General features: G+C 73.1%; 18 protein-coding genes. 4 read left to right on the top strand and 14 right to left on the bottom strand.

Going from position 1 to position 22,486, the window contains the following annotated elements:
* Nucleotides 1–39: 39 nt before the first annotated feature.
* Together ACIBF7_RS08565 and ACIBF7_RS08570 are read left to right on the top strand one after the other, a co-directional pair.
* A complete protein-coding gene (locus ACIBF7_RS08565) occupies nucleotides 40–1,002 on the top strand; it encodes an Acg family FMN-binding oxidoreductase (RefSeq protein ID WP_364236530.1) in 963 nt (320 codons plus the stop codon).
* Nucleotides 995–3,601 carry a GNAT family N-acetyltransferase gene (locus ACIBF7_RS08570; RefSeq protein ID WP_271278800.1) on the top strand — a complete coding sequence of 869 codons (2,607 nt, stop codon included), beginning with the start codon at nucleotides 995–997 and terminating at the stop codon, nucleotides 3,599–3,601. Before ACIBF7_RS08565 ends, ACIBF7_RS08570 begins: the two co-directional genes overlap by 8 nt.
* Nucleotides 3,602–3,653: 52 nt before the next feature.
* Here ACIBF7_RS08570 and ACIBF7_RS08575 read toward each other — a convergent pair whose 3' ends face one another.
* Both ACIBF7_RS08575 and ACIBF7_RS08580 read right to left on the bottom strand, forming a co-directional pair.
* Nucleotides 3,654–4,307, bottom strand: coding sequence for a CBS domain-containing protein (locus ACIBF7_RS08575; RefSeq protein ID WP_148031872.1), 654 nt, complete (start codon nucleotides 4,305–4,307; stop codon nucleotides 3,654–3,656).
* A 77-nt stretch (nucleotides 4,308–4,384) separates the two neighbouring features.
* On the bottom strand, nucleotides 4,385–5,227 hold the full coding sequence (locus ACIBF7_RS08580; RefSeq protein ID WP_271280361.1) for a universal stress protein: 843 nt from the start codon (nucleotides 5,225–5,227) through the stop codon (nucleotides 4,385–4,387).
* A 124-nt stretch (nucleotides 5,228–5,351) separates the two neighbouring features.
* Between ACIBF7_RS08580 and ACIBF7_RS08585 the strand changes: the two genes are divergently transcribed.
* Together ACIBF7_RS08585 and ACIBF7_RS08590 are read left to right on the top strand one after the other, a co-directional pair.
* Nucleotides 5,352–6,101 (top strand): HAD family phosphatase, encoded by a 750-nt coding sequence (locus ACIBF7_RS08585; RefSeq protein WP_148031874.1) that lies wholly within the window; start codon nucleotides 5,352–5,354, stop codon nucleotides 6,099–6,101.
* Nucleotides 6,098–9,019 carry a pyridoxamine 5'-phosphate oxidase family protein gene (locus ACIBF7_RS08590; RefSeq protein ID WP_397196776.1) on the top strand — a complete coding sequence of 974 codons (2,922 nt, stop codon included), beginning with the start codon at nucleotides 6,098–6,100 and terminating at the stop codon, nucleotides 9,017–9,019. Before ACIBF7_RS08585 ends, ACIBF7_RS08590 begins: the two co-directional genes overlap by 4 nt.
* Before the next feature lie 79 nt (nucleotides 9,020–9,098).
* On the opposite strand, the gene ACIBF7_RS08595 is transcribed toward ACIBF7_RS08590, so the two are convergent.
* From ACIBF7_RS08595 to ACIBF7_RS08650, 12 genes are all read right to left on the bottom strand, one after another.
* Nucleotides 9,099–9,872, bottom strand: coding sequence for a DUF6544 family protein (locus tag ACIBF7_RS08595; protein ID WP_397196777.1), 774 nt, complete (start codon nucleotides 9,870–9,872; stop codon nucleotides 9,099–9,101).
* Nucleotides 9,869–10,720 (bottom strand): universal stress protein, encoded by an 852-nt coding sequence (locus tag ACIBF7_RS08600; protein WP_397196778.1) that lies wholly within the window; start codon nucleotides 10,718–10,720, stop codon nucleotides 9,869–9,871. Before ACIBF7_RS08600 ends, ACIBF7_RS08595 begins: the two co-directional genes overlap by 4 nt.
* A gap of 308 nt (nucleotides 10,721–11,028) precedes the next feature.
* Nucleotides 11,029–11,517, bottom strand: a complete 489-nt coding sequence (locus ACIBF7_RS08605) for a universal stress protein (protein ID WP_397196779.1) — start codon at nucleotides 11,515–11,517, stop codon at nucleotides 11,029–11,031.
* A 54-nt stretch (nucleotides 11,518–11,571) separates the two neighbouring features.
* On the bottom strand, nucleotides 11,572–12,285 hold the full coding sequence (locus tag ACIBF7_RS08610) for a uridine kinase (protein ID WP_271278276.1): 714 nt from the start codon (nucleotides 12,283–12,285) through the stop codon (nucleotides 11,572–11,574).
* Between the two features lie 68 nt (nucleotides 12,286–12,353).
* Complete coding sequence (locus tag ACIBF7_RS08615) at nucleotides 12,354–12,872, bottom strand: flavodoxin domain-containing protein (RefSeq protein ID WP_148031880.1); 519 nt, start codon at nucleotides 12,870–12,872, stop codon at nucleotides 12,354–12,356.
* A gap of 14 nt (nucleotides 12,873–12,886) precedes the next feature.
* On the bottom strand, nucleotides 12,887–13,441 hold the full coding sequence (locus ACIBF7_RS08620) for an HPP family protein (protein WP_271278277.1): 555 nt from the start codon (nucleotides 13,439–13,441) through the stop codon (nucleotides 12,887–12,889).
* A complete protein-coding gene (locus ACIBF7_RS08625) occupies nucleotides 13,438–14,280 on the bottom strand; it encodes a universal stress protein (protein ID WP_397196780.1) in 843 nt (280 codons plus the stop codon). The genes ACIBF7_RS08620 and ACIBF7_RS08625 overlap by 4 nt, the downstream gene beginning before the upstream one ends.
* A 119-nt stretch (nucleotides 14,281–14,399) precedes the next feature.
* Entirely contained in the window at nucleotides 14,400–15,122 is a 723-nt protein-coding gene (gene narI, locus ACIBF7_RS08630) for a respiratory nitrate reductase subunit gamma (RefSeq protein ID WP_148031883.1), read from the bottom strand.
* On the bottom strand, nucleotides 15,119–15,769 hold the full coding sequence (gene narJ, locus ACIBF7_RS08635; protein ID WP_397196781.1) for a nitrate reductase molybdenum cofactor assembly chaperone: 651 nt from the start codon (nucleotides 15,767–15,769) through the stop codon (nucleotides 15,119–15,121). The genes narI and narJ overlap by 4 nt, the downstream gene beginning before the upstream one ends.
* Nucleotides 15,769–17,424, bottom strand: a complete 1,656-nt coding sequence (gene narH, locus ACIBF7_RS08640) for a nitrate reductase subunit beta (protein WP_397196782.1) — start codon at nucleotides 17,422–17,424, stop codon at nucleotides 15,769–15,771. Before narH ends, narJ begins: the two co-directional genes overlap by 1 nt.
* A complete protein-coding gene (locus ACIBF7_RS08645; protein WP_397196783.1) occupies nucleotides 17,424–21,071 on the bottom strand; it encodes a nitrate reductase subunit alpha in 3,648 nt (1,215 codons plus the stop codon). The genes narH and ACIBF7_RS08645 overlap by 1 nt, the downstream gene beginning before the upstream one ends.
* A gap of 15 nt (nucleotides 21,072–21,086) precedes the next feature.
* Entirely contained in the window at nucleotides 21,087–22,283 is a 1,197-nt protein-coding gene (locus ACIBF7_RS08650; RefSeq protein ID WP_397196784.1) for an MFS transporter, read from the bottom strand.
* Nucleotides 22,284–22,486: the final 203 nt, after the last annotated feature.

The raw sequence follows: 22,486 nt of genomic DNA on the forward strand, positions 1-22,486 counted from the left end.
CACGAGGGCTCCGCCAGATTCGGAGGCAGGAGGTGCGTCATGTCCCCTACCCTCGTCAGCGCCGACCTCGGCGTCCGGCGGCTGCTCTTCGCGGCCGGTCAGGCGCCTTCGGTCTACAACACCCAGCCGTGGCGCTTCCACGTCGTGCCCGGCCGGCGCATCGAGCTGCTGGCCGACCCCGACCGCAGGCTGCGGGTCGCCGACCCGCGCGGCCGTTCCATGATGGTGAGCTGCGGGGCCGCGCTGTTCAACCTGCGGCTGGCGGTGCGTTACGTGGGCCGCCGTCCCATCGTGTGGCTGCTGCCGGATCCGGAGGAGCACCCGCTGCTCATGGCCGCCGTGCGCACCGCCGACGGCCGCCCGGTCCGGGGCGAGAACCGCGAGCTGTACGAGCTGATCCCGGTGCGCCGCACCAGCCGTGAGCCGTTCTCGGACCGGCCGGTGCCGCCGTCGGTGCTCGGCGACCTGCGCATCGCCGCCTCACGCGAGGGCGCGAGCCTGGTGCCGCTGGACGCCGAGGGCGTGGCCGAGATGCTGGACCACGTGGCGCTGGCCGAGGACGAGCTGTCCCGCGACCACGACTATCAGGCGGAGCTGGCGGCGTGGACCATGCCGGGTGCCCGCTTCGACGGGGTGCCCGCCTATGCGCACGGCCCGCGCCCGGCCAGGGACCCGGCGCCGGTGCGCGACTTCGGCCGGCACGAGCGGGACGCGCGGTTCGAGGAGCACCCGCAGCTGGTGGTGCTGACCACGCAGGGCGACCGGCCGATCGACTGGCTGCGCGCCGGGCAGGCATTGCAGAGAGTGCTGCTGACCGCGACCAGGCACGGGCTGTCCGCCTCGTTCCTGAACCAGCCGCTCGACCTGCGCGACATGCGCCGGCGCAGGGACCCGCACCACCGTCGGGGCCACGCCCAGATGATCATTAGGCTGGGTTACGGACCTCAGGTGCCGGGTAGCCCGCGCCGCCCAGCAAGCGAACTGGAGAGGCAAGATGCTTGACGGATACGACGTCCTGCTCCGCGACGGCGGCATCGCCCACCTGCGCCGGCTGCGCCCCGGCGACCGGGAGGCGCTGCACGAGCTGGTGGACCGCTCGTCCGAGCGCTCGGCGTACCTGCGTTTCTTCACCGGGGGCCGGGCCACCGCGCACGCCTACATGGACCGCGTCACCGGCCCGGAATGGGCCGGGCACGCGCTGGTGGCGACCGTCCGGGATCGGCTGGTCGCGGTCGCCGAGTACATCCCGGCCGGTGACGGCAGCGCCGACCTGGCGATCCTGCTGGACGACGCGGTGCACGGCAACGGCCTCGGCACGCTCATGCTGGAGCACCTGGCGGTCAACGCCGCCGCCAACGGGGTGCGCACGCTCGTCGCCGACGTGCTGGCCGAGAATCGCCCGATGATCAACGTGCTGCGCGACCTGGGGCTCGACACCACCCACGAGTTCGCCGGCGGCAGTCTGCACATGGTCGTCGACGCGCGCGTCACACCGCGGCTGCGGGCCGAGATCGAGGCCCGCGACCACGCGGCGGAGCGCGCCTCGCTGGACCGGGTGCTGCGGCCGCGCTCCGTCGCGGTGATCGGCGCCTCCCGCGACCCGTCGTCCGTCGGGCACACGGCGCTGCGCAACCTCGTCGACGGCGGCTTCGCCGGCCCCGTCTACCCGGTCAACCCGAGCGCCGGCGAGATCGCCGGCCTGACCGCCTACCCGAGCGTCCTGGACGCGCCGGGCCCCGTCGACCTGGCCATCGTGGCGGTGCCCGCCCAGCACGTGCTGCGCGTGACCCGCGACTGCGCCGAGGCGGGGGTGGCCGGGCTCATCGTGCTGACCTCCGGGTTCGCCGAGGCGGGCCGGCCGGGCGCCGAGGTGGAGATCCTGCGCGTGTGCCGGGGCGCCGGCATCCGGCTGATCGGCCCGAACTGCCTGGGCGTGGTCAACAGCCACGCCCGGCTCAACGCCAGCTTCCTGCCCGTCACCCCGACCGAGGGCCGGGTCGGGCTGGTGTCGCAGTCGGGCGCGGTGGCGGCCGCGCTGCTGGAGCGGCTGGACGTGTCCATGTTCGTGTCCGTCGGCAACAAGGCCGACGTGAGCGGCAACGACCTGCTGGAGTACTGGGAGGACGACCCGGACACCGACGTCGTCGCGCTGTACCTGGAGTCGTTCGGCAACCCGCGCAAGTTCGCCCGCATCGCCGGGCGGGTCGGCCGCAAGAAGCCGATCCTGCTGGTCAAGAGCGGCCGCACGGGCGCCGGCGACCGGGCGGTCCGCTCCCACACGGCGGCCGCCGCCACCCCGGACGTGGCCGTGGACGCGCTGGTGCGCGCCTCCGGCGTGATCCGGCTCGACAGCGTGCACGAGCTGATCGACACCGCCCGGCTGCTGTCCACGCAGCCGCTGCCCGCCGGGCGGCGGGTGGCCATCGTCGGCAACTCCGGCGGGCCGGAGGCGATGGCCGCCGACGCGTGCGAGGCGGCCGGGCTGTCGGTGCCGGAGCTGCCGGCCGGGCTGATCGAGGCGCGCGGCAACGCCGCCGTCGGCAACCCCGTCGACCTCACCGCCGACGCGAGCGCGGCGGAGCTCGGCGCGGCCATCGAGGCGGCCGCGGGCTCGGACGCGGTGGACGCGGTCCTCGTGGTCTACACGCCGCCGTTCGGCTCCGGGCTGGAGAAGACGCGCGAGGCCATCGCGGCCGCCGCGGCCGGCTCCGCCAAGCCCGTGCTGGCCTGCGTGGTCGGTCACGACGGCGTCATCGACGGCAGGGTGCCCAGCTACGCCTTCCCCGAGCAGGCCATCAAGGCGCTGACCCAGGCCGCGCGGTACGCCGAGTGGCGCGAGCGCCCCCTGCCCGAGCACGAGGAGCCGCCCGCCGCCGACGTGGAGTCCGCCGAGGAGATCGTACGGGCGCATCTGCACGAGAACCCCGACGGCGGGTGGCTCTCCCCCGCCGCGGCCAACCGGCTGCTCGCCTGCTACGGCGTCGACGTGGCCGAGGCGGTGCCGGTGCACGACGCCGACGCCGCGGCCGAGGCCGCCGGCCGCGTCGGGCTGCCCGCGGTGCTCAAGGTGACGGGGCCGGTGCACAAGAGCGACGTCGGCGGCGTCCGGCTGGGCCTGAAGACGGCCGCGGACGTACGCGACGCCTACCAGGACATGTCCGCCCGGATCGGGGCGGAGATGACCGGCGCGATCGTGCAGCGGATGCTCCCCGCCGGGGTGGAGATCATCGTCGGCGGGGTCAACTATCCGACGTTCGGGCCGCTGGTCATGGTCGGGATGGGAGGGGTGACGGCCGACCTGCTGGCCGACCGCGCGTTCCGGGTGCCGCCGGTGGGCGCGGCCGCCGCCCGCGAGCTGATCGGGGAGCTGCGGTGCGCGCCGCTGCTGTACGGCTACCGCGGCTCCCCGCCGGCCGACGTGGAGGCGCTGTCGGGGCAGATCGCCCGGATCAGCCGCCTGCTGGAGGACCTGCCCCAGGTCGCCGAGCTGGACCTGAACCCGGTCATCGTGACGCCGGACGACGCGGCGGCGGTGGACGTCCGGATCCGGGTCGCCCCGGCCCAGGCGCCGCCGTCGCCACTGCTGCGCCGCATGCGCTGACACCCAAGAAGGGGGGCCGCCCGGCCGGGCGGCCCCCCTTCCGCGTTCTCTCTCACATCAGCGGCGGGACGGCCATCAGGTCTCCCTTGTCGTGTTCGAGCTCGGAGACGACGTCCACGACGCCCTCCACGGCCCGGACGGCCGCCACGAGCGCGACGGCCTCGGAGGTCCACCGCACCCGGCCGCCGAGGGTGACGACACCCTGCTCGACGCGGACGGTGAAGTCGCCCTCCGGCAGCCGGGCGCGTACGTCGGCCTCGACGTCGGCGGCCGGGCGGGTGAAGACCCGCAGCACGTCGCGCTGGTGCAGGGTGCCGGCGATGCGGCCGGTGACCGGGTCGATCACCGGCACCTGCTTGATGCGCCGGTCGTGCATGACCCGGGCGGCGTCCCTGACGGTCATGCCGGGGGTGACGGTGATGGCCGGGGAGGTCATCAGCTGGCGGGCCCTGACCCCGGCGGCCTTCTGGTGTTCCAGCCGCTGCCGCGGGCCCTCGAAGATGGACACGCTGTGCCGTACCGGGTCGATCTCCTTGAGCAGCAGGTCATCCTCCGACACCACGCCGACGGGGCGGCGGTCGGCGTCGATGACGGTGACGGCGCCCACGGCGTAGCGTTTCATGGCGCCGATGATGTCGCTGAAGGACGCGTCCTCGAGCACCGCGATGGCGACCCGCCCCATGACGTCCCTGACGTGAATGGTCATGATGCCTCTCCTTCCACTTCCACGATCGGCCATGGGGCCGGCCACCGGCAGCGGCGAAGGTCCCATCCCGCCGGGACCTAGGACCGGACCACCGCCACGGGGCAGCGGGCCTGGTGCAGCACGCCCCGGCTGACGGAGCCGAGCAGCGCCGAGGCCACCGCGCCGCGGCCGTGCGAGCCGACGACGACCAGGTCAGCGCCGGCGGAGGCGTCGGCGAGCTCCTCGACCGGCCGCCCTGACCGCACGTCCTCGACGACGTCCACCTGCGGGTACTTCTCCCTGAACGCCGCCAGCCGGTCGCTGACGGCCTGCCGCCTGGCCTCGCCGATCTCGTCCAGGTCGTACGAGACCTCGGGCGCGAAGGCGTGCACCGGGAGCTGCCAGGCGTGCAAAGCGCGCAGCCGGGCGCCCCGGAGCCTGGCCTGCTCGAAGGCGTAGCCGAGCGCCGCTTCGCACTCGTGCGAGTCGTCCACCCCGACCACGACCTCCCCGCGCGGCGCGAACCGCTCGCCGCGCACGACCACCACGGGCCGGTGCGCGTGCCCGGCGACGTGCGTGCTGACGGAGCCGAGCAGCGCGCCGGACAGGCCGCCCAGCCCGCGGCTGCCGACGACGATCTCGACCGCCGACCCGTCAAGTTCGCGCAGCACCCCGGCGGGCGACCCCTCGACGGTCTCGGCGGTCACCTCGACGGTCGGCTGGCGCTCGTGCACCAGCGCCACCGCCTCGGCCAGCGCCTTCTGCCCGGCCTTCTGCAGCGTGTCGGGCGCGACGCCGGCGGGGAACCTGGTGATCTGGTACGGGGCGCGGTCGACGGCGTACACGACCCGGAGCGGCTCGCGCATCCGGAACGCGTCGCCGGCCGCCCACTCCACAGCGGCCCGCGAGGTCACGGAGCCGTCGACACCTACAACGATCATGATGTGCCTCCTCGTGTCTCTTTCATGACACCGCGTGCCGGGCCTCCCCGGCAGGGCCGGAGGTCACATCAGGGCGAGGCGAACGGCCATGGATGTCCTGCCTGCTCGGGGGTAGCGTCTTGCCATGGCCGCGATCGATCTCAACACGCTGCGCGCCGTGGTCTTCGACACCGACGGCGTGGTCACCGACACCGCGAGAGTGCACGCCGCCGCGTGGAAGCACGTCTTCGACCGCTTCCTCCGCGGCCGTTCCGCGCCGTTCGACATCCGCGACGACTATCTGCGCTACGTCGACGGGCGACCACGCCTGGACGGCGTGCGCACCTTCCTGGCCTCGCGCGGCATCACGCTTCCGGAGGGCGGCCCTGAGGACGAGCCGGGCGCCCCGACCGTGCACGGGCTGGGCATGGCCAAGGACGAGCTGTTCGTACGGCAGATCGCCGAGCACGGCGTGGCCGCCTTCCCGTCCACCGTGGCGCTGCTGCACGAGCTGCGCAACCGGGGCTGCCGCACGGCGGTGGTCTCGGCGAGCCGGCACTGCCGGGCGGTCATCTCGTCCTCGGGCCTGCTCCACCTGTTCGACGTGCTGGTCGACGGCAACGACGCGGCCCGGCTGGGCTTTCCCGGCAAGCCGGACCCGGCGCTGTTCCGGGAGGCCGCGCACCGGCTCGGGCTGCCCGCCGCCGAGGTGGCGATCGTGGAGGACGCGCTGCCGGGCGTGGAGGCCGGCCGCAGGGGCGGCTTCGAGCTGGTGGTGGCCGTCGACCGGGCCAAGGCGCAGGCGGAGGCGATGATCCGGGCGGGCGCGGACGTCGTCGTGCACGACCTGGCCGAGGTGACCGTGGCCGGGCGCGTGCCGGTGGGCCGCCGATGACGCCGTGGATCCTGGCCTACGAGGGCTTCGACCCGGACGGTGAAAGACTGCGCGAGGCGCTGTGCACGCTCGGCAACGGGCGGTTCGCCACCCGCGGCGCGACCCCCGACGGCCTGCGCCGCACGCCCGGCACGTACGCGGCCGGCGTCTACAACCGGCTCACCTCCCCCGTCGCCGGGAAGACCGTGACCAACGAGGACCTGGTCAACCTGCCCGACTGGCTGCCGCTGACGTTCGCCACCCCGGGCTGCGACTACTTCCACCCGGAGGGCTCCGACCTGCTGGAGTACCACCACGCGCTCGACATGCACGCCGGTGTCCTGACGCGCGACCTGCGCTGGCGCGACCCGCAGGGCCGGATCACCCGGGTGCGGCAGCGGCGCGTCGTGTCGATGGCCGACAGCGCGCTCGCGGCGCTGGAGACCACGTTCACGGCGGAGAACTGGTCGGGCCCGCTGCGGGTCCTGTCCGCCGTCGACGGCGACGTCCGCAACGACGGCGTGGCCCGCTATCGCGACCTGCGCGGCGACCACCTGACCGGGCACGCGACCGGCGTCGAGGACGACCTGGGCTGGCTGACCGTCACCACCCGCGGTTCGGGCGTCACGGTCGCGCTGGCCGCCCGGGTGGACGCGCCCGCGAGGCAGGAGCTCACCGCGGAGCCGGCCCGGGTGACCTCCTGCCACGTGCTCGACCTGGTCGAGGGCGAGACGGCCGCCGTGACGAAGGTGGTGGCGCTGCTGACCTCGCGCGACCCCGCCATCCACGACCCCCGCTCGGCCGCGGTCCGGCGGGCCCGGCTGGCGCCCCGCTTCGACGAGCTGCTGGCCCGCCACACCACCGCCTGGGACCGCCTGTGGGACCGCGCCCGCATGGACGTCACCGAGCCGGAGATCGCCCAGGCCATCCACCTGCACGTGTTCCACGTGCTGCAGACGATGTCGCCGCACACCGCCGACCTCGACGCCGGGGTGCCCGCGCGCGGCCTGCACGGCGAGGCGTACCGGGGGCACGTCTTCTGGGACGAGCTGTTCGTCCTGCCGTGGCTCAACCTGCGCTTCCCCGACGTCTCCCGCGGCGCGCTGCGCTACCGGTGGCGGCGGCTGGACGAGGCGCGCGCGGCCGCCCGCGCCGAGGGGTACGACGGCGCGATGTTCCCCTGGCAGAGCGGCAGCGACGGGCGCGAGGAGACCCAGACGCTGCACCTCAACCCCGAGTCGGGCCGCTGGCTGCCCGACGCCTCCCATCTGCAGCGGCACGTCGGCCTGGCCATCGCCTACAACGTGTGGCAGTACCACCTGGTCACCGGCTCGATGCCGGACTGGTGCGCGGAGCTGTTCATCGAGATCGCCCGGTTCTTCGCCTCGCTCGCCGTGCTCGACCCCGCCTCCGGCCGGTACGAGATCCGCGGCGTGATGGGCCCCGACGAGTACCAGACGGGCTATCCGGACGCCGGCTCCCCCGGGCTGGACAACAACGCCTACACCAACGTCATGACGGTGTGGCTGCTCCTGCGGGCGCTGGAGATCGCCCCCTCGGTGCCGGCCGTGGGCTCCCGGGAGCCGGCCCGCTGGGCCGACATCACCCGCCGCATGCGGGTCGACTTCCACGACGGGGTGATCAGCCAGTTCACCGGCTACGCCGACCTGCCCGAGCTCGACTGGGAACGCCACCGCGGGGTGCGCCGCCTGGACCGGGCGCTGGAGGCCGAGGGCGACGACGTCAACCGCTACAAGGCGGCCAAGCAGGCCGACACGCTGATGCTGTTCTACCTGCTGAGCGGTGACGAGCTGCTCGGCATCCTGGACCGGCTCGGCTATCCGGCCGATCCCGGCCTGGTCCGGCGCACGGTCGCCTACTACCTGGAGCGGACCAGCCACGGCTCCACGCTCAGCGCGCTGGTGCACGCGTGGGTGCTGGCCTCGACCGACCGGGCCACGTCGTGGAACCTGCTCGTCGAGGCGCTGATGAGCGACATCAAGGATGTGCAGGGCGGCACGACCGAGGAGGGCATCCACCTCGGCGCGATGGCCGGTACGCTCGATCTGTTGCAGCGGTGCTATCTGGGGCTGGAGGTGCGTGACGACGGGCTGCGTCTCGACCCGCTCCTGCCCGACCGGCTCGGCACGCTGTCCCTGCCCATCCTGGTGCGCGGCACACGGTTCGAGATCGAGGCCCGCGACGGCATGGTGCGGGTCAACGGCGAGACGACCGGCCGCGGCACCGGCCGCACCTTCACCTTCGACCAAGGGGGAACGATCATGGCAGGCACCGGCGACCTCGGACGCCGCATCGCGCATCACCGCGAGCGCCTCGGGCTGACTCGCGAACAGGTCGCCGAGCGGGCGAAGGTGTCCGCCGGCTACGTGGAGTACCTGGAGGAGACCCCGGCCAGCCCGACGTCCGAGACCGTCCACCGGCTGGCGGAGGCCCTCGGCACCACGGCCGACGACCTGCTGGGCGGCGGCCGGGAACGGCCTCCCGGCCGTGGCCCGGCGGCGGCCTCCCCCTCGCTGGAGAAGCTGGACCGCGAGGAGTGCCTTCGCCTGATCGCGCCGGGCGGCATCGGCCGGGTGGCGTTCAACGGCTCCCACGGCCCGACGGTCCTCCCCGTCAACTACAAGCTCCACCAGGGCGCGATCATCTTCCGCACCTCCTACGGCGGGGCGATGGACCGCGACCTGCGCACCGGCATGGAAGGCGTGGAGATCGTCGTCGGCTTCGAGATCGACCAGATCGACGAGGCGCAGCGCGAGGGCTGGAGCGTGCTGGTCCAGGGGCCGTTCCACCATGTCCCCGAGGAGGAGGTGGCCGAGGTGATCGGCGCCGACGTGACCCCATGGGCGGGCGGCGAGCGACTGCTCTACATCCGCATCATCCCGCAGCAGATCACCGGCCGCCGGATCCACGGCCTGTGAACGACAAGGACGTCCTGCGCCACTACCTGCGGGAGCCGCGCGAGGCTGCCCGAGCCGCCAGCCGGGCGGGCGGGGGCGGCTAACGGTAGACGGCGTCCTCGACGGTGAAGCGGATGAACTCGCCTTCGGCCCGCCGCTCGGTGCCCGGCCACCAGCCGCCGCGCAGCCACACCGGGATGGTGAACCCGTCGAAGGTGGCCTCCCGCCCGCATTCCACCCCGAACGGGTGCCGGCGGTAGCCGCCGCCGTCCGGGTCGCCCCAGCGCGAGACGGTGACGCCGGCCAACCGGCCGTCGTCGTCCACGGCCAGCCTGACGTCGAAGTCCTCGTCGCCGACCGGCATGCTCGCGACGGCCTCGTACCTGTCGACGTGCTTCCACCGGACGCGCGGGTCCAGCGCGGCGGCGGGGACCAGCACGAACTCGCTCGCCAGCCGCCCCGCGGCGCTGCGGCTGATGTCGTGGTCGGAGCCGGACATCACGGGCAGCGCGTCCAGCATCCGCCAGCGCATCTCCCCCACGCCGCCGTGGTAGCGGTCGAAGCCGTGCACCGGCAGCAGCCCCACCCACGCGGTGGCAGCCCAGACGAAGCCCTCCATCGGCTCCAGCGCCTGGGTGGCGTGGAAGCGCCGCCAGGTGCCGAGCTTGATCTCGCCGCGCGAGCGCAGCACGACCGAGCGCAGCAGCGGGGTGCCGGGGGCGATGGCGTGCAGCACCCAGCGCCGTGCCGCGTCGGGCAGCGGGTCCGCCTGTTCCGGGTCGAACCGCGGCGCCCGGACGGTCACGGCCTGCAGGGTGTCCCAGTCTCGCCTGGCCTGGGCGCTCAGGTGCGGCGGCGAGACGATGACGGTCATGACCGGGCTTCGCGGGGCCGTACCACCGCGACCGGGCAGTGGGCGTGGTGCAGCACCCCGTGGCTGACGGAGCCGAGCATCGTGGAGGTGAACCCGCTCATCCCGCGCGTGCCCACCACGACCAGGTCGGCCGTGCGGGACGCGGCGGCCAGCGCGGGCACCGGGTGTTTGGAGACCACGGTCTGCACGGACCGCACTCTCGGGTACTTGTCCAGCCAGGGCCGCAGCCGCTGCGGGATCTCGTCCTCGATGCCGGGCGGCGGCACCGGCCCGAACCCGGCCGGGTGCGGGTAGGAGACCGGCTGGTGCTTGGCGTGGAGGACGCGCAGCCTCGCCCCGCGCGCCTGGGCCTGTTCCATCGCGTACTCGACGGCGCACTCGGCGTCCACGGAGCCGTCGTAGCCGACCACCACCTCGTCATGGGAGACGCGGTAGTGACCTCTGACGATGACGACGGGACCGTGCGCCTGGCTGGCCAGGCCGAGCCCCGTCGAGCCGAGCACCAGCCCGGCGAACCCGCCGAGTCCGCGGCTGCCGATGACCACGGTGTCGGCGGTCTCGGTCTCGGTCCGCAGCCGCTCCACGACCGCGCCGGTCACCATCGCGGTGGTCACCTCCAGGTCGCGCGCCCGCTCGCGGGCGCGCGCCGCCGAGCGTTCCAGCAGCCGCTCGACCTGCACGGTCAGCGAATCGTACCCCTCGGACGTCACCCACTCGCCGGCCCACGGCTCGCGCACGTACACCACGCGCAGCGCCAGCCCGCGCCGCCCGGCGTCCGCCGCCGCCCAGTCCAGCGCCAGGGCAGCGCTGTCGGATCCGTCCACGCCCGCGACGACGTGTCTGCCCATGTCCAGCCTCCTCGAGTACGGGAGCGCGGGTGAGCACCCGTGCCTCCTCCCGCCCGCTTCCCGCCGGGGTGTCCGCTTCCATGCTCACCCGAGCTCACCCGACGGCAGCTACCCGGGCAGGGCCGCACGTCACCCCGCCGCCAGGACCTTCGACCTTCGGCCGGGCAAACGTTTCGCCCAGTGCGGGGAACGTACGAGGCCGACGACGAACAGCGCGAGCGGCACGCGATCGCCGTCGCCCATCGGAGGTTGACCGGTTCGACCTGCGCTGACGCCCGCCCGTGCGAGCGGGCGCTGTCGTGCCGGGTTCAGCAGGGGGCCGCCGCGCCCGCCGCCACCGGCTGACGCGCGGTGGGCTGTGGGGTCGTCGGTTGTGGGGTGCCGATGACGGCCACGGGGCAGGGGGGCCAGCGTAGGCAGGCGAGCAGTACCGCGCCCAGCCGGCCGTCGCCCGCGTGGTGCGCGGCCGAGCCGAGCACCAGGAGGGCCGCCGCCCGGGCCTCGTGGCGCAGGACCACCTCCGGGCGGCCCCTGATGGTCCGCCCGGTCACGGCCACGTCCGGATAGGCGGCACGCGCCCGCAGGACGGCCCGCTCCAGGACCGCTTCCGCGTGTTCGCCGGTGCCGTTCCCGCCCGTGGGGCGCGCGTACGGGGCGAACGCGCGGGCTCGTGGCTCCCAGGCGTGCACGACGACCAGCCGCGCCCCCGCCCGCCGGGCCTCGCCCGCGGCCCACATCAGGGCCGCGTCGCCGCCGCCCCTGCCGTCAACGCCCACCACGATGTCCTGATGTCCCATGCCTCCATGGTCGGCGACCACGCGGTGGTGCCGGCAGGGCCGTTCCTCCCGACTTCATGGGTCTTTGGTCAGCGGGTGAGCGAAGTCGGTGTTGTCGATCACGACGTCGGCGCGGGCGATCGGGTCGGCCTCGCGCTGGTAGACGCGCTGGGCGACCAGGTAACGGTCACGGTGGATCGCCTCGGCGCCGGAGCCCGCCCAGTCCTGGTCGCGGGCGGCGCCGCGGGCGACCGACAGCTCCTCGTCGATGTGCATCCAGACGCGGTAGTCCCAGTACGCGTCGATCTCCGGGCGGAAGGCGAACACGCCGTCCACGATGAGCACGCTGTCCGGGGAGAGCGGCGTGACGACCGCCGAGTGGTCGACCTGGGTGAGGGGGTCGATCGAGCACAGGGCGCAGGCGCCGGCCCGCGGGGAGCGGCACGGGTCCAGCAGCAGACGTCTGGCGGACTCGTAGTCGTAGGCGTTGCGGTAGTAGCCCTCGCCGGACTCCCTGTCGTAGAGGTGGCGGTCCTTCCACGGCTGCTTGAAGTCGTCCAGCGTGGCGCGCAGCGCCGGGCGTCCGGCGGCGGCGACGGAGGCGGCCAGCTCGTGGCCGAAACTCGTCTTGCCCGAGGCGGTCAGGCCGTCGATCCCCACCAGGAGACGGCCGTCGCCCAGGGCCAGCACCCGCCGGGCGATCTCGCCGACCAGGGCGGCCCGTTCGGGGGACGCCGGGCCGGGGCAGGGCTGCTGCCACGTGGATACGGAGTGATCGATCTGCGACACGGCCCCAACCTATCCAACCGCCTGTCGCGTACCCCCGACGCCTTCGCGGGCAGGATGCCCCCGGGACCTCAGGAGGCCGGGACGGGGAACGAGGCCGCGAGGGTTTCGCCCCACTCGCGGGCCCGGTCCAGCTCGCCGTCCACGAGAGGCCCTTTCGTCCCGATGACGTAGAAGCTGTGGGCGGGCGCGGCGCTCCTGACGCCGAGGCGGCGCAGCCGTCTGGCAGCGCCGCGGGCGGCCGACCCCGGCAGGCGGGGCTTGGCGACGCGGGTGTCGAAGGCGGCCGCGGCCAGCCGGGCGGAGCCGGTACGCAGGCCGGACAGCCATTCGCGGATGCCGTCGCCCCGGGACACCAGACCGTCCGGGGCGTCCTGGGCGGCGGACTGACGGGTGGTGGCGCGGCTCATGGCGAAGGCGTGCGTGGGCCCGCCGACCACGAGGAGAGTCACGTCCTCGCCTACGGCGGCGGGCGCGGAGCCGACCTCGACCACGTCGGCCCGCATCCGCCCGGCCAGTCCTTCCGCGACGGCCTCGGCGATCCGCCGGGTGTTTCCGTACATCGACTCGTAGACGACGAGCGCGCGCATGCCGCGCCTCCTGATCAGGGAAGGATGGGTTCGAGGTGGAACATGCCGGTGACGAGCTCGCCCGGCTCGCCGGACGGCTTGACGCGCCCGGCGACGGCGGCGAGCACGTCACCGGCGGTGATCAGCCCGACGATCCCGCCGGCGTGGACCACGGGCACCGCGTCGCACGCGGCGTCCAGCATGACGGCGGCGACCCGGTGCAACGGGTCCCCGGGTTCGACCCGCGGCCGGCGGCGGCCGGTCAGCAGCGAGCCGACCTGGCGGCCGGACTGTTCCTGAGGCCCGCAGGACCAGGTCGCCGCGAGTTCCTCGCGGGTCAGGACGCCGAGCACGTGCCGCCCCTCGACGACCGGCAGGTGGCGGACGCCGGCGCGGCGCATCAGCTCCCACGCCATGAGAGGCGACTCCCCCGGCTCGACGGCGACCAGCACGCGGCTCATCACCTGTTCGGCGGTCAGCTCCGCGACCGGCCTCGCCTGCGCGGCAGGCTCGCCGGCGGGACGCGCGCCGTCCCTCGGCACGGCACGCGGGGCGGTTGTGGTGGCACGGATGGCGGTCGGAGCGGTCATGATGTCTCCTCCGTTCGGGGACGGACGACGGCGACAGGGCAGATGACGTGGTGCAGCACGCCGTGGCTGACGGAGCCGAGGACGGCCGCGGCCAGCCCGCCGCGCCCGCGGGAGCCGACGACGACCAGGTCCGCCTGCTTGGAGGCCTCGATCAGCAGGGAGACGGGGTGCTGGCAGGCGTGCCCGTCGGTGATCCGCACGTCGAGGTTCTTCTCCCGCCACGGAACGACGCGCTCACGCGCCGCGCGGGCCTCCTCCTGCATGACGTCCTCGATGAGCGAGTTGTAGGCGACCGCGTACGGGGAGTACGCCGGCATGGTCCAGCCGTAGGCGACGTACAGTTCGGCGTCGCGGCGGCGGGCCTGCTCGATGGCGTACTCCATGGCGGCCTCCGCGTGCTCGGAGCCGTCGTAGCCGACGACGATCCGCCCGTGCGTGATCGGGGAGGTGCCGCGGACGACGACCACGGGCCCGGCGGCGTGACCGGCGACGGCCATGCTGACCGAGCCCATGACCAGGCCCTGGAACCCGCCGAGCCCCCGGCTGCCGATGACGACGCTGTCGGCGGAGGCCGACTCGGCGATGAGCACCGGGGCGACCTCCCCGGTGAGCAGCTCGGTCGTCACCTCGACGCCGCCCGCGAGGGCGCGGGCCCGGTCCGCGGCGGCCTCCAGGGTGCCCGCGCAGTATTCGGACTCGCCATGGCCGTGCCGCCACTGCTCGCAGATGTGGACGATGCGCAGGTTCAGCCCTCTGCGCCGGGCGTCGGCGACGGCCCATTCCACCGCCGCGGTCGCCGGTGCCGATCCGTCGATGCCCACCACGATCTGCCGAGCCATGACGACGCCTCCTTCACCCGTTCTGCCGTTCTCACCTCCAGTTTTTCCGATCGGGGGCGGCGGTGCCCGGGGAGGAGGACCCCAATCGGATGGCCTTTAGTCCCGAATTTGTGCTGCGTTCACCTTCTGGTGGTGGGCGTCCAGCCGGGGGTGCGGGTGACCGGCTCGCGGCTGCGGTAGACGATGTACGGGCGGGTCAGGTAGCCGATGGGCGCGGTGAGCATGTGCACCAGCCGGGTGAACGGCCAGATGGCGAAGAGCACCAGCGCGCTGAAGGCGTGCAGCTGGAACAGCGGGGGCGCCCCGGCCATCAGCTCCGCCCGCGGCTGGAGGGCGAAGACCGAGCGGAACCACGGCGAGACCGTGACCCGGTAGTCGTAGCCGCCGCCCAGCACGTTCGCGGCCACGGTGGCGGCCAGCCCGAGCACAATCACCAGGGCCAGGACGGCGTACATGAGCTTGTCGTTGCGGGTCGTCGCGGTGAACACGGGCCCGACGGTGCGCCGCCGGTAGATGAGGATGGCCAGGCCGGCGAGCGTGCACACCCCGGCGATGGTGCCGAGCACGACCGCGACCACGTGGTACATGCTCTCGGTGACGCCCACCGCCTCGGTCCACGACTTGGGGATCACCAGCCCGCCCACGTGCCCGAGGATGACGACCAGGATGCCGAAGTGGAACATCGGGCTGCCGATGCGCAGCAGCCGCGACTCGTACAGCTGTGAGGAGCGCGTGGTCCAGCCGAACTTGTCGTAGCGGTAGCGCCAGACGTGGCCGAGCACGAAGACGGTCAGCGCCACGTACGGGGCCACGACCCACAGCAGCAGGTCGAGCGCGTTCATCGGGATCCTCCATCGGTCGGGAACGGCGGCGTCGGCCCCGCCTCGGGGCCGGACCCGTTCACCGGGTACGGCGGCAGGCCGACCTCCTCGGCAGGCGGCCCCTCGGCGGCCAGCTTGGCGGCGGCGGCGCGCTCGCGGGCGGTGGCGGGCGGCAGCGTGGCCAGCACCGCGGCGACCACGTGCGCGTACGGGGAACGCTCCGACTCCAGCGCCCGCAGCAGCAGGTCCAGGCCCGGCCGGTGCTCGCGCAGCAGCCTGGAGGCCTGGGCGGTGCCGCCGCGCGCGGACAGCTCGCACACCACCGCCAGATGGTCGGGCAGCTCCCCCTCGGCGGGCTCGAACCCGGCCTCGCGGAAGGCGTGCTTGAACCGCAGCAGCGCCATCCCGCGCTTCCTGGTGTCGCCGTAGGTGTAGTAGGTCAGATACGGACAGCAGCGGCGCTTCAGGTCGAAGGTGGCCACGTAGTGCTCGGCCAGGTCCTGCTGCGGCGTGGCGGCGGCGTGGTCGAGGAAGGCGCGCAGCCGCCGCGCCGGCTCGCCCGCGGGCAGCGTCCCGACCGTTTCCGTCAGCAGCGGCAGCGCCTCGGCCAGCCGCTCGTCGGGGTAGCTGAGCAGCACCGACGCGGTGAGGTGGACGGCGCGGTCCATCACTGGTCCTCCTTGTCGCGCCGGGGGAACAGGCCCTCGGGCGTGCCCTTGCCGTCCCAGTTCAGGAGGTTGACCCGGCCGCGCAGGTCCTCGCTCCGCTCCAGCTCGTCCCCGCTCTGCCGCTCGCGCAGCGCGTGGAAGTTCTCGACCGCGATCGGCGCGGGCATGCCGGACGCCTCGCCGAACGGCCCGCCCATGCCGGGGCCGCCCTCGTAGTCGAGGCTGCACCCGGTGGCGAGCTCCTCCAGGTCGGCGGCCTGCTCGGCGTGCGCCTTGGGGATGACGTACCGCTCGCCGTAGGGGGCCAGGGCCAGCAGCCGGTGCATGGACTCGATCTGGGCGCCGGTCATGCCGACCGCCTCGGCGATGCTCTCGTCGGGCTCCTGGCCCAGGTTGAGCCGTCGCATGTACGAGCGCATCGCCGCCAGGCGGCGCAGCACCAGCCTGACCGGCGCGGGATCGCCCGCGGTGAACAGCTCGGCCAGGTAGCCGATGGGGATGCGCAGCGACTCGATCGCGCCGAACAGGTTGCCGGCCTCCTCGCCGTCGTGCCCCGTCTCGGACAGCACGTCGACGACCGGCGACAGCGGCGGGATGTACCAGACCATCGGCATCGTGCGGTACTCGGGATGCAGCGGCAGCGCGACCCCGTACTCGAAGATGAGCTGGTGGATGGGCGAGCGCTGGGCCGCCTCCAGCCAGTCCTCCGGGATGCCCGAGGCGCGGGCGCCGGCGATCACCTCCGGGTCGTTCGGGTCGAGCAGCACGCTCTTCTGCGCCTCGTACAGATCCTTCTCGTCCGGCGTCCGAGCCGCCTCGGCGACCCGGTCGGCGTCGTACAGGATGAGCCCGATGTAACGCAGCCGCCCCACGCACGTCTCGGAGCAGACGGTCGGGATGCCGACCTCGACCCGGGGGAAGCAGAACGTGCACTTCTCCGCCTTGCCGGTGCGGTGGTTGAAGTACACCTTCTTGTACGGGCAGCCGGTCACGCACATCCGCCAGCCGCGGCAGCGGTCCTGGTCGACCAGGACGATCCCGTCCTCCGAACGCTTGTACATCGCGCCCGACGGGCACGAGGCCACGCAGGAGGGGTTCAGGCAGTGCTCGCAGATGCGCGGCAGGTAGAACATGAACGCCCGCTCGAACTCCAGCTTGACCTGGTCCGACACCTTGCGCAGCACCGGGTCGGCCTTGGTCAGCTCGGGGCCGCCGCCCAGGTCGTCGTCCCAGTTCGCGGACCATGTGATCTTGGTGGGCTCGCCGGAGATGAGCGACTTGGGGCGGGCGACCGGGGTGTCCTCCGTCGCGGGGGCGGAGAACAGCCGGTCGTAGTCGTACGTCCAGGGCTCGTAGTAGTCCTGGATGGACGGCATCAGCGGGTTCGCGAAGATCGTCAGCAGCTTGCGCAGCCGCCCGCCGGCCTTCAGCTTGAGCCGGCCGCGCGAGTTCAGCTCCCACCCGCCCTGCCACTTCTTCTGGTCCTGGTAGGTGCGGGGGTAGCCCTGTCCCGGCCGGGTCTCGACGTTGTTGAACCAGACGTACTCGGTGCCGGCCCGGTTCGTCCACGCCTGCTTGCACGTGACCGAACAGGTATGGCAGCCGATGCACTTGTCCAGGTTCATCACCATGGCCAGCTGGCCCATGACCTTCATCAGTAGTCCACCTCCTGGGAGCGCCGCCGGATCACGGTCACCTCGTCGCGCTGGTTGCCGGTGGGGCCGAGGTAGTTGAACGCGAACGACAGCTGGGCGTAGCCGCCGATGAGGTGGGTGGGTTTGACCAGCAGCCGGGTGAGCGAGTTGTGGATGCCGCCGCGCCGGCCGGACGTCTCGCTCTTGGGCACGTCCACCACCCGCTCCTGCGCGTGGTACATGTACACGGTCCCCTCGGGCATCCGGTGGGAGACGACGGCGCGCGCCACGACCACGCCGTTGCGGTTGACCGCCTCGATCCAGTCGTTGTCCGCGATGCCGGCCTTGGCCGCGTCCGCAGGGCTCATCCAGATGTTCGGCCCGCCGCGCGAAAGCGTCAGCATGAGCAGGTTGTCCTGATACTCGGAGTGGATGGACCACTTGGAGTGCGGCGTCAGATACCGCACCGTGATCCCCTCCGCCGTCGAGTCGCCGATCCCGGGCTCGCCGAACATGGCCGTCATGTTCAGCGGCGGCCGGTAGACCGGCAGCGCCTCACCCGCCTCCTGCATCCAGTCGTGGTCCAGGTAGAAGTGCTGCCGCCCGGTGAGGGTGTGCCAGGGCTTGCGATGCTCGACGTTGATCGTGAACGCCGAGTAACGACGGCCGCCGCTCTCGCTGCCCGACCACTCCGGCGAGGTGATCACCGGGACGGGGCGCGCCTGCGTGTCGGCGAACGTGATGTGCCGGTGCTCCTCGGCCAGCCCGTCGAAGGAGGTGCCGGTGCGCCGCGACAGCGTGGCGAACCCCTGCGCGGCCAGCCGCCCGTTGGTGGTGCCCGACAACGCCAGGATGGCCTCGCACAGGTCCACGTCCCGCGCCAGCGACGGCCGGCCGTCCGCGGTGGACCCGTTGATCCGCCGCAGCCGGTCGATCTCGCCGCTCAGGTCGTAGGTGATGCCCTTGGTGGTGGCGCCCAGCTGCTCGGCGAGCGGGCCGAGGGAGGCCATCTTCGCGGCGATCGCCGCGTAGTCCCGCTTCACTTCGACGATCTTCGGGAAGTCCAGGCCCGGCGTCGGCGTCTCGCCGGTCCGCCGCCAGTCGCGCACCCGCCCGTGCGGGGTGGCCAGCTCGTCGGGGGTGTCGTGGATCAGCGGCACCGCCACCAGGTCGGTCCGCGTGCCCAGATGCTCGGCGGCCAGCGCGCTGAAGGCGCGGGCGATCGTGTGGAAGGCGGTGAAGTCGCTGCGGGTCTGCCACGGCGGGTCGATCGCCGGGTTGAACGAGTGCACGAACGGATGCATGTCCGTCGAGGACAGGTCGTGCTTCTCGTACCAGGTCGCGGCCGGCAGCACGATGTCGGAGAACAGCGTGGTCGAGGTCATCCGGAAGTCGAGCGACAGCAGCAGGTCGAGCTTGCCCCGCGGCGCCTCCTCCCGCCAGGCGACCCCCTCGGGCCGCTGGCCGGGCCCCGCCTCCTGCGCGCGCAGCGAGGCGTCGGTGCCGAGCAGGTGACGCAGGAAGTACTCGTCGCCCTTCGCCGAGGAGCCCAGCAGGTTGGCCCGCCACACGGTCAGCACCCGCGGCCAGTTCTCCGGCGCGTCCGGATCCTCGCAGGCGAACCCCAGCTCACCGGAGGCCACCTTCTCCGCGATGTACGGGCCGGGCTCCTGCCCCGCGGCCCGCGCCTCGTCCGCCAGGTCGAGCGGGTTGCGGCCGAACGTCGGGTACGACGGCATCCAGCCCAGCCGCGCCGACTGCGACAGCAGGTCCGCCGTGGTCTTGCCGGCGAACACGCCGTCGCCCAGCGGCGAGGACACCACGTCCGCCTTGTAGGTGTCGTAACGCCACTGGTCGGTGTGCAGATACCAGTACGCGGTGCCGATCATCTGGCGCGGCGGCCTGGACCAGTCGCCGCCCGAGGCCAGATGCGCCCACCCAGTGACCGGCCGGCACTTCTCCTGGCCGACGTAGTGGGCCCAGCCGCCGCCGTTGACGCCCTGGCAGCCGGTGAGCGTCACCAGCGCCAGGAACGCCCGGTAGATCGTGTCGGAATGGAACCAGTGGTTCGTCCCGGCCCCCATGATGATCATCGACCGGCCGCCGGACTCGTCGGCGTTGCGGGCGAACTCGCGGGCGATCCGCGTCGCCTTCGCCGCCGGCACCGACGTGATCGCCTCCTGCCAGGCCGGCGTGTACGGCTCGCTCGCGTCGTCGTACCCCTGCGGCCAGCGGCCCGGCAGTCCGCCGCGGCGCACCCCGTACTGGGCCAGCAGCAGGTCGAACACCGTCGTCACCAGGTGGTCGCCGACGCGCCGCACCGGCACGCCGCGCTCCAGCACGCCGCTCTCGGCCCCGTCGAAACGGGGCAGGCCCACCGGGACCGACTCGCCCGTGTCGAGCATGGTCAGCGCCGGCGACACCTCGCCCAGGTCCAGGTTCCACCGGCCCTGGCCCTGCTCGGAGAAGCGGAACCCGAGCGAGCCGTTCGGGACGGCGACCTCACCCGCGCCCGCGTCCCACACCGCCGTGCTGAACGCCGCCTCCTTACCTTCCTGCCCGAGATCGGCGGCCGTGAGGAACTTGTCCGGCACGTACTGGCCGGGCTCCCGCTCGCGCAGCCGCACCAGGAACGGCAGATCCGTGTAGCGGCGCACGTAGTCGGCGAAGTACGGGGTCGCGGAGTCGACGAAGAACTCCTTGAGGATCACGTGCCCCATCGCCATCGCCAGCGCCCCGTCGGTGCCCGGATGCGGGGCCAGCCACTCGTCGGCGAACTTCGCGGCGTCGCTGAAGTCCGGCGACATCACCACGACCTTCTGCCCGCGGTAGCGCGCCTCGGTCATGTAGTGCGCGTCCGGGGTGCGGGTGACAGGCACGTTCGAGCCCCACAGCATCAGGTACGACGCGTCCCACCAGTCGGCCGACTCCGGCACGTCCGTCTGGTCGCCGAACACCTGCGGCGAGGCCACCGGCAGGTCGGCGTACCAGTCGTAGAACGACAGCATCGCCCCGCCGATCAGCGAGACGAACCGGGAACCGACGGCGTGCGAGGCCATCGACATGGCCGGGATCGGGGAGAACCCGGCCACCCGGTCCGGCCCGTACGTCTTGATCGTGTGCACGTGCGCGGCCGCGATCATCTCGGTCGCCTCGTCCCAGGAGACCCGCACCAGCCCGCCCTTGCCGCGCGCCGACTGGTAGCGGTGGCGCTTGCCCGGATCGGTGGTGATCTCCGCCCAGGCCGCGACCGGGTCGCCCAGCCGCGCCTTCGCCTCCCGGTACATCGACACCAGCACGCCGCGCGCGTACGGGAAACGCACCCGGGTCGGCGAGTAGGTGTACCAGGAGAAAGCGGCCCCGCGCGGGCAGCCGCGCGGCTCGTACTCCGGCCGGTCCCCGCCCACGCTCGGGTAGTCCGTCTGCTGCGCCTCCCAGGTGATCACGCCGTCCTTGACGTACACCTTCCACGAGCAGGAACCGGTGCAGTTCACGCCGTGCGTCGACCGCACGACCTTGTCGTGACTCCACCGGTCACGGTAGAACGCGTCGGCCTGACGGCCGCCGATCTGGTGCAGTGTTCGCAGGTCAGGGGACATCGTGCCGGGGTGCAGATAACGTCCCAGCCGGAGCAGGGCATCGGTGAGAGGCCCGTCCATGCCCGACATGTGGCTCTCTTTCTGTTAGGGGTGCGCGCGGGGGCGCAGGATGAACCAGCAGTAAACGAAGGCGCCGAAAGCCATGGCGGCCAGCAGCATCAACCCGATCGAGTACGAGCCCGTCGCCTGGTAGATCAGCCCCATCACGATCGGAGGCAGGAACCCGCCGAGGCCACCGGCCGCGCCCACCACACCGGTGGCGCTGCCGACCATCGCGACCGGCACGGCCCGGCCCAGGATGGCGAACACCGCGCCGTTGCCCAGCCCGAGCGCCGCCGCCATCGCCAGGAAGCCGACCGTGGCGACCGGCATCCCGGGCGCGAACGAGACCACGATCGCGCACGCGAACACCACCGCCAGCACGTACGCCAGCACGGACTCGCCGCCGACCCGGTCCGACAGCCAGCCGCCCACCGGGCGGGCGAGCGTGGCCAGCACCACGAACCCCGCCGCGCGGGCCGCCGCGTCCGCCACCGTCAGCCCGTACACGCTCTGCAGATACAGCGGCAGGTAGACACCGAACGCGACGAAACCACCGAAGGTGAGCGCGTACATCCCGGCCAGCTCCACCGTGACCCGCATCCGGGCGGCGGCGGTGAACCTCTTGAGGAACGGCTCCGCGGCCGGCTTCACGCCGGGGGCGTCCCGCCCCACCAGCAGGAAGACCACGCCCGTCACCGCGAGCGCCGCCGCGACCACGTAAAAGGGGGCGCGCCGGCCGAACTCGTCGGCCAGCCACGGGGTGGCGAACCCGGAGATGGCGGTGCCGATGTTGCCCATGCCGAAGACGCCCAGCGCCAGGCCACGCCGCTCCGGCGGGAACCAGGCGTTGACGAACGGGACGCCGATCGCGAACGTCGCGCCGGTCAGGCCCAGCAGCAACCCGCCCACCAGCAGCAGCGAGTACGTCTCCACGAAGGCGAGGAAGACGACGGGGATCACGCCGATCAGCGTCGTCACGCCGAACACCAGCCGGCCGCCGTAACGGTCGGTCAGCGCGCCGAGCACGATGCGGCCCAGCGACCCGACGATCACCGGGACGGCCACCAGCACCGACACCGCGGTGGCGCTCAGCCCCAGGGACCGCTGGTAGACGGGGCCGAGCGGGCTCAGCAGGGCCCAGGCCCAGAAGTTCACCGCGAACGCGATCGTGGCCAGGATCAGCGCGGTCACACGGCTCGCCGTGGACGTGACCGCGGCGGGGGACGGTGCGGCAGGCATGGCGGGGACCACCTCCGGTCGGACGCTAGGGCCACCCCAGTCTTCTGGACTGCACCATGCCCACTTAAGGGTCTTTAGTCCCATCAATAAGGATCAAACAACGATCATCTTCGTGGCCCGCCCCCCGGCGCGCGAGGGATCCGCGGGGCGGGGGCCGGCCGGCCGCACGCGGGGCGCCGGCCGACAGCGAGCGTCCTGATTTT

This window comes from Nonomuraea sp. NPDC050478, assembly GCF_044458265.1.
Taxonomy (GTDB): Bacteria; Actinomycetota; Actinomycetes; order Streptosporangiales; family Streptosporangiaceae; genus Nonomuraea; species Nonomuraea ferruginea.

Bases quoted from the DNA above. Each gene is read 5' to 3' on its own strand.
- ACIBF7_RS08590 (WP_397196776.1), top strand. From the start codon at position 6,098: ATGACGCCGTGGATCCTGGCCTACGAGGGCTTCGACCCGGACGGTGAA.
- ACIBF7_RS08625 (WP_397196780.1), bottom strand. From the start codon at position 14,280: ATGGCTCGGCAGATCGTGGTGGGCATCGACGGATCGGCACCGGCGACC.
- ACIBF7_RS08585 (WP_148031874.1), top strand. From the start codon at position 5,352: ATGGCCGCGATCGATCTCAACACGCTGCGCGCCGTGGTCTTCGACACC.
- ACIBF7_RS08595 (WP_397196777.1), bottom strand. From the start codon at position 9,872: ATGACCGTCATCGTCTCGCCGCCGCACCTGAGCGCCCAGGCCAGGCGA.
- narI (WP_148031883.1), bottom strand. From the start codon at position 15,122: ATGAACGCGCTCGACCTGCTGCTGTGGGTCGTGGCCCCGTACGTGGCG.
- narH (WP_397196782.1), bottom strand. From the start codon at position 17,424: ATGAAGGTCATGGGCCAGCTGGCCATGGTGATGAACCTGGACAAGTGC.
- ACIBF7_RS08650 (WP_397196784.1), bottom strand. From the start codon at position 22,283: ATGCCTGCCGCACCGTCCCCCGCCGCGGTCACGTCCACGGCGAGCCGT.
- ACIBF7_RS08580 (WP_271280361.1), bottom strand. From the start codon at position 5,227: ATGATCGTTGTAGGTGTCGACGGCTCCGTGACCTCGCGGGCCGCTGTG.
- ACIBF7_RS08615 (WP_148031880.1), bottom strand. From the start codon at position 12,872: ATGCGCGCGCTCGTCGTCTACGAGTCGATGTACGGAAACACCCGGCGG.
- ACIBF7_RS08575 (WP_148031872.1), bottom strand. From the start codon at position 4,307: ATGACCATTCACGTCAGGGACGTCATGGGGCGGGTCGCCATCGCGGTG.
- ACIBF7_RS08645 (WP_397196783.1), bottom strand. From the start codon at position 21,071: ATGTCGGGCATGGACGGGCCTCTCACCGATGCCCTGCTCCGGCTGGGA.
- ACIBF7_RS08570 (WP_271278800.1), top strand. From the start codon at position 995: ATGCTTGACGGATACGACGTCCTGCTCCGCGACGGCGGCATCGCCCAC.
- ACIBF7_RS08600 (WP_397196778.1), bottom strand. From the start codon at position 10,720: ATGGGCAGACACGTCGTCGCGGGCGTGGACGGATCCGACAGCGCTGCC.
- narJ (WP_397196781.1), bottom strand. From the start codon at position 15,769: ATGGACCGCGCCGTCCACCTCACCGCGTCGGTGCTGCTCAGCTACCCC.
- ACIBF7_RS08620 (WP_271278277.1), bottom strand. From the start codon at position 13,441: ATGACCGCTCCGACCGCCATCCGTGCCACCACAACCGCCCCGCGTGCC.
- ACIBF7_RS08605 (WP_397196779.1), bottom strand. From the start codon at position 11,517: ATGGGACATCAGGACATCGTGGTGGGCGTTGACGGCAGGGGCGGCGGC.
- ACIBF7_RS08565 (WP_364236530.1), top strand. From the start codon at position 40: ATGTCCCCTACCCTCGTCAGCGCCGACCTCGGCGTCCGGCGGCTGCTC.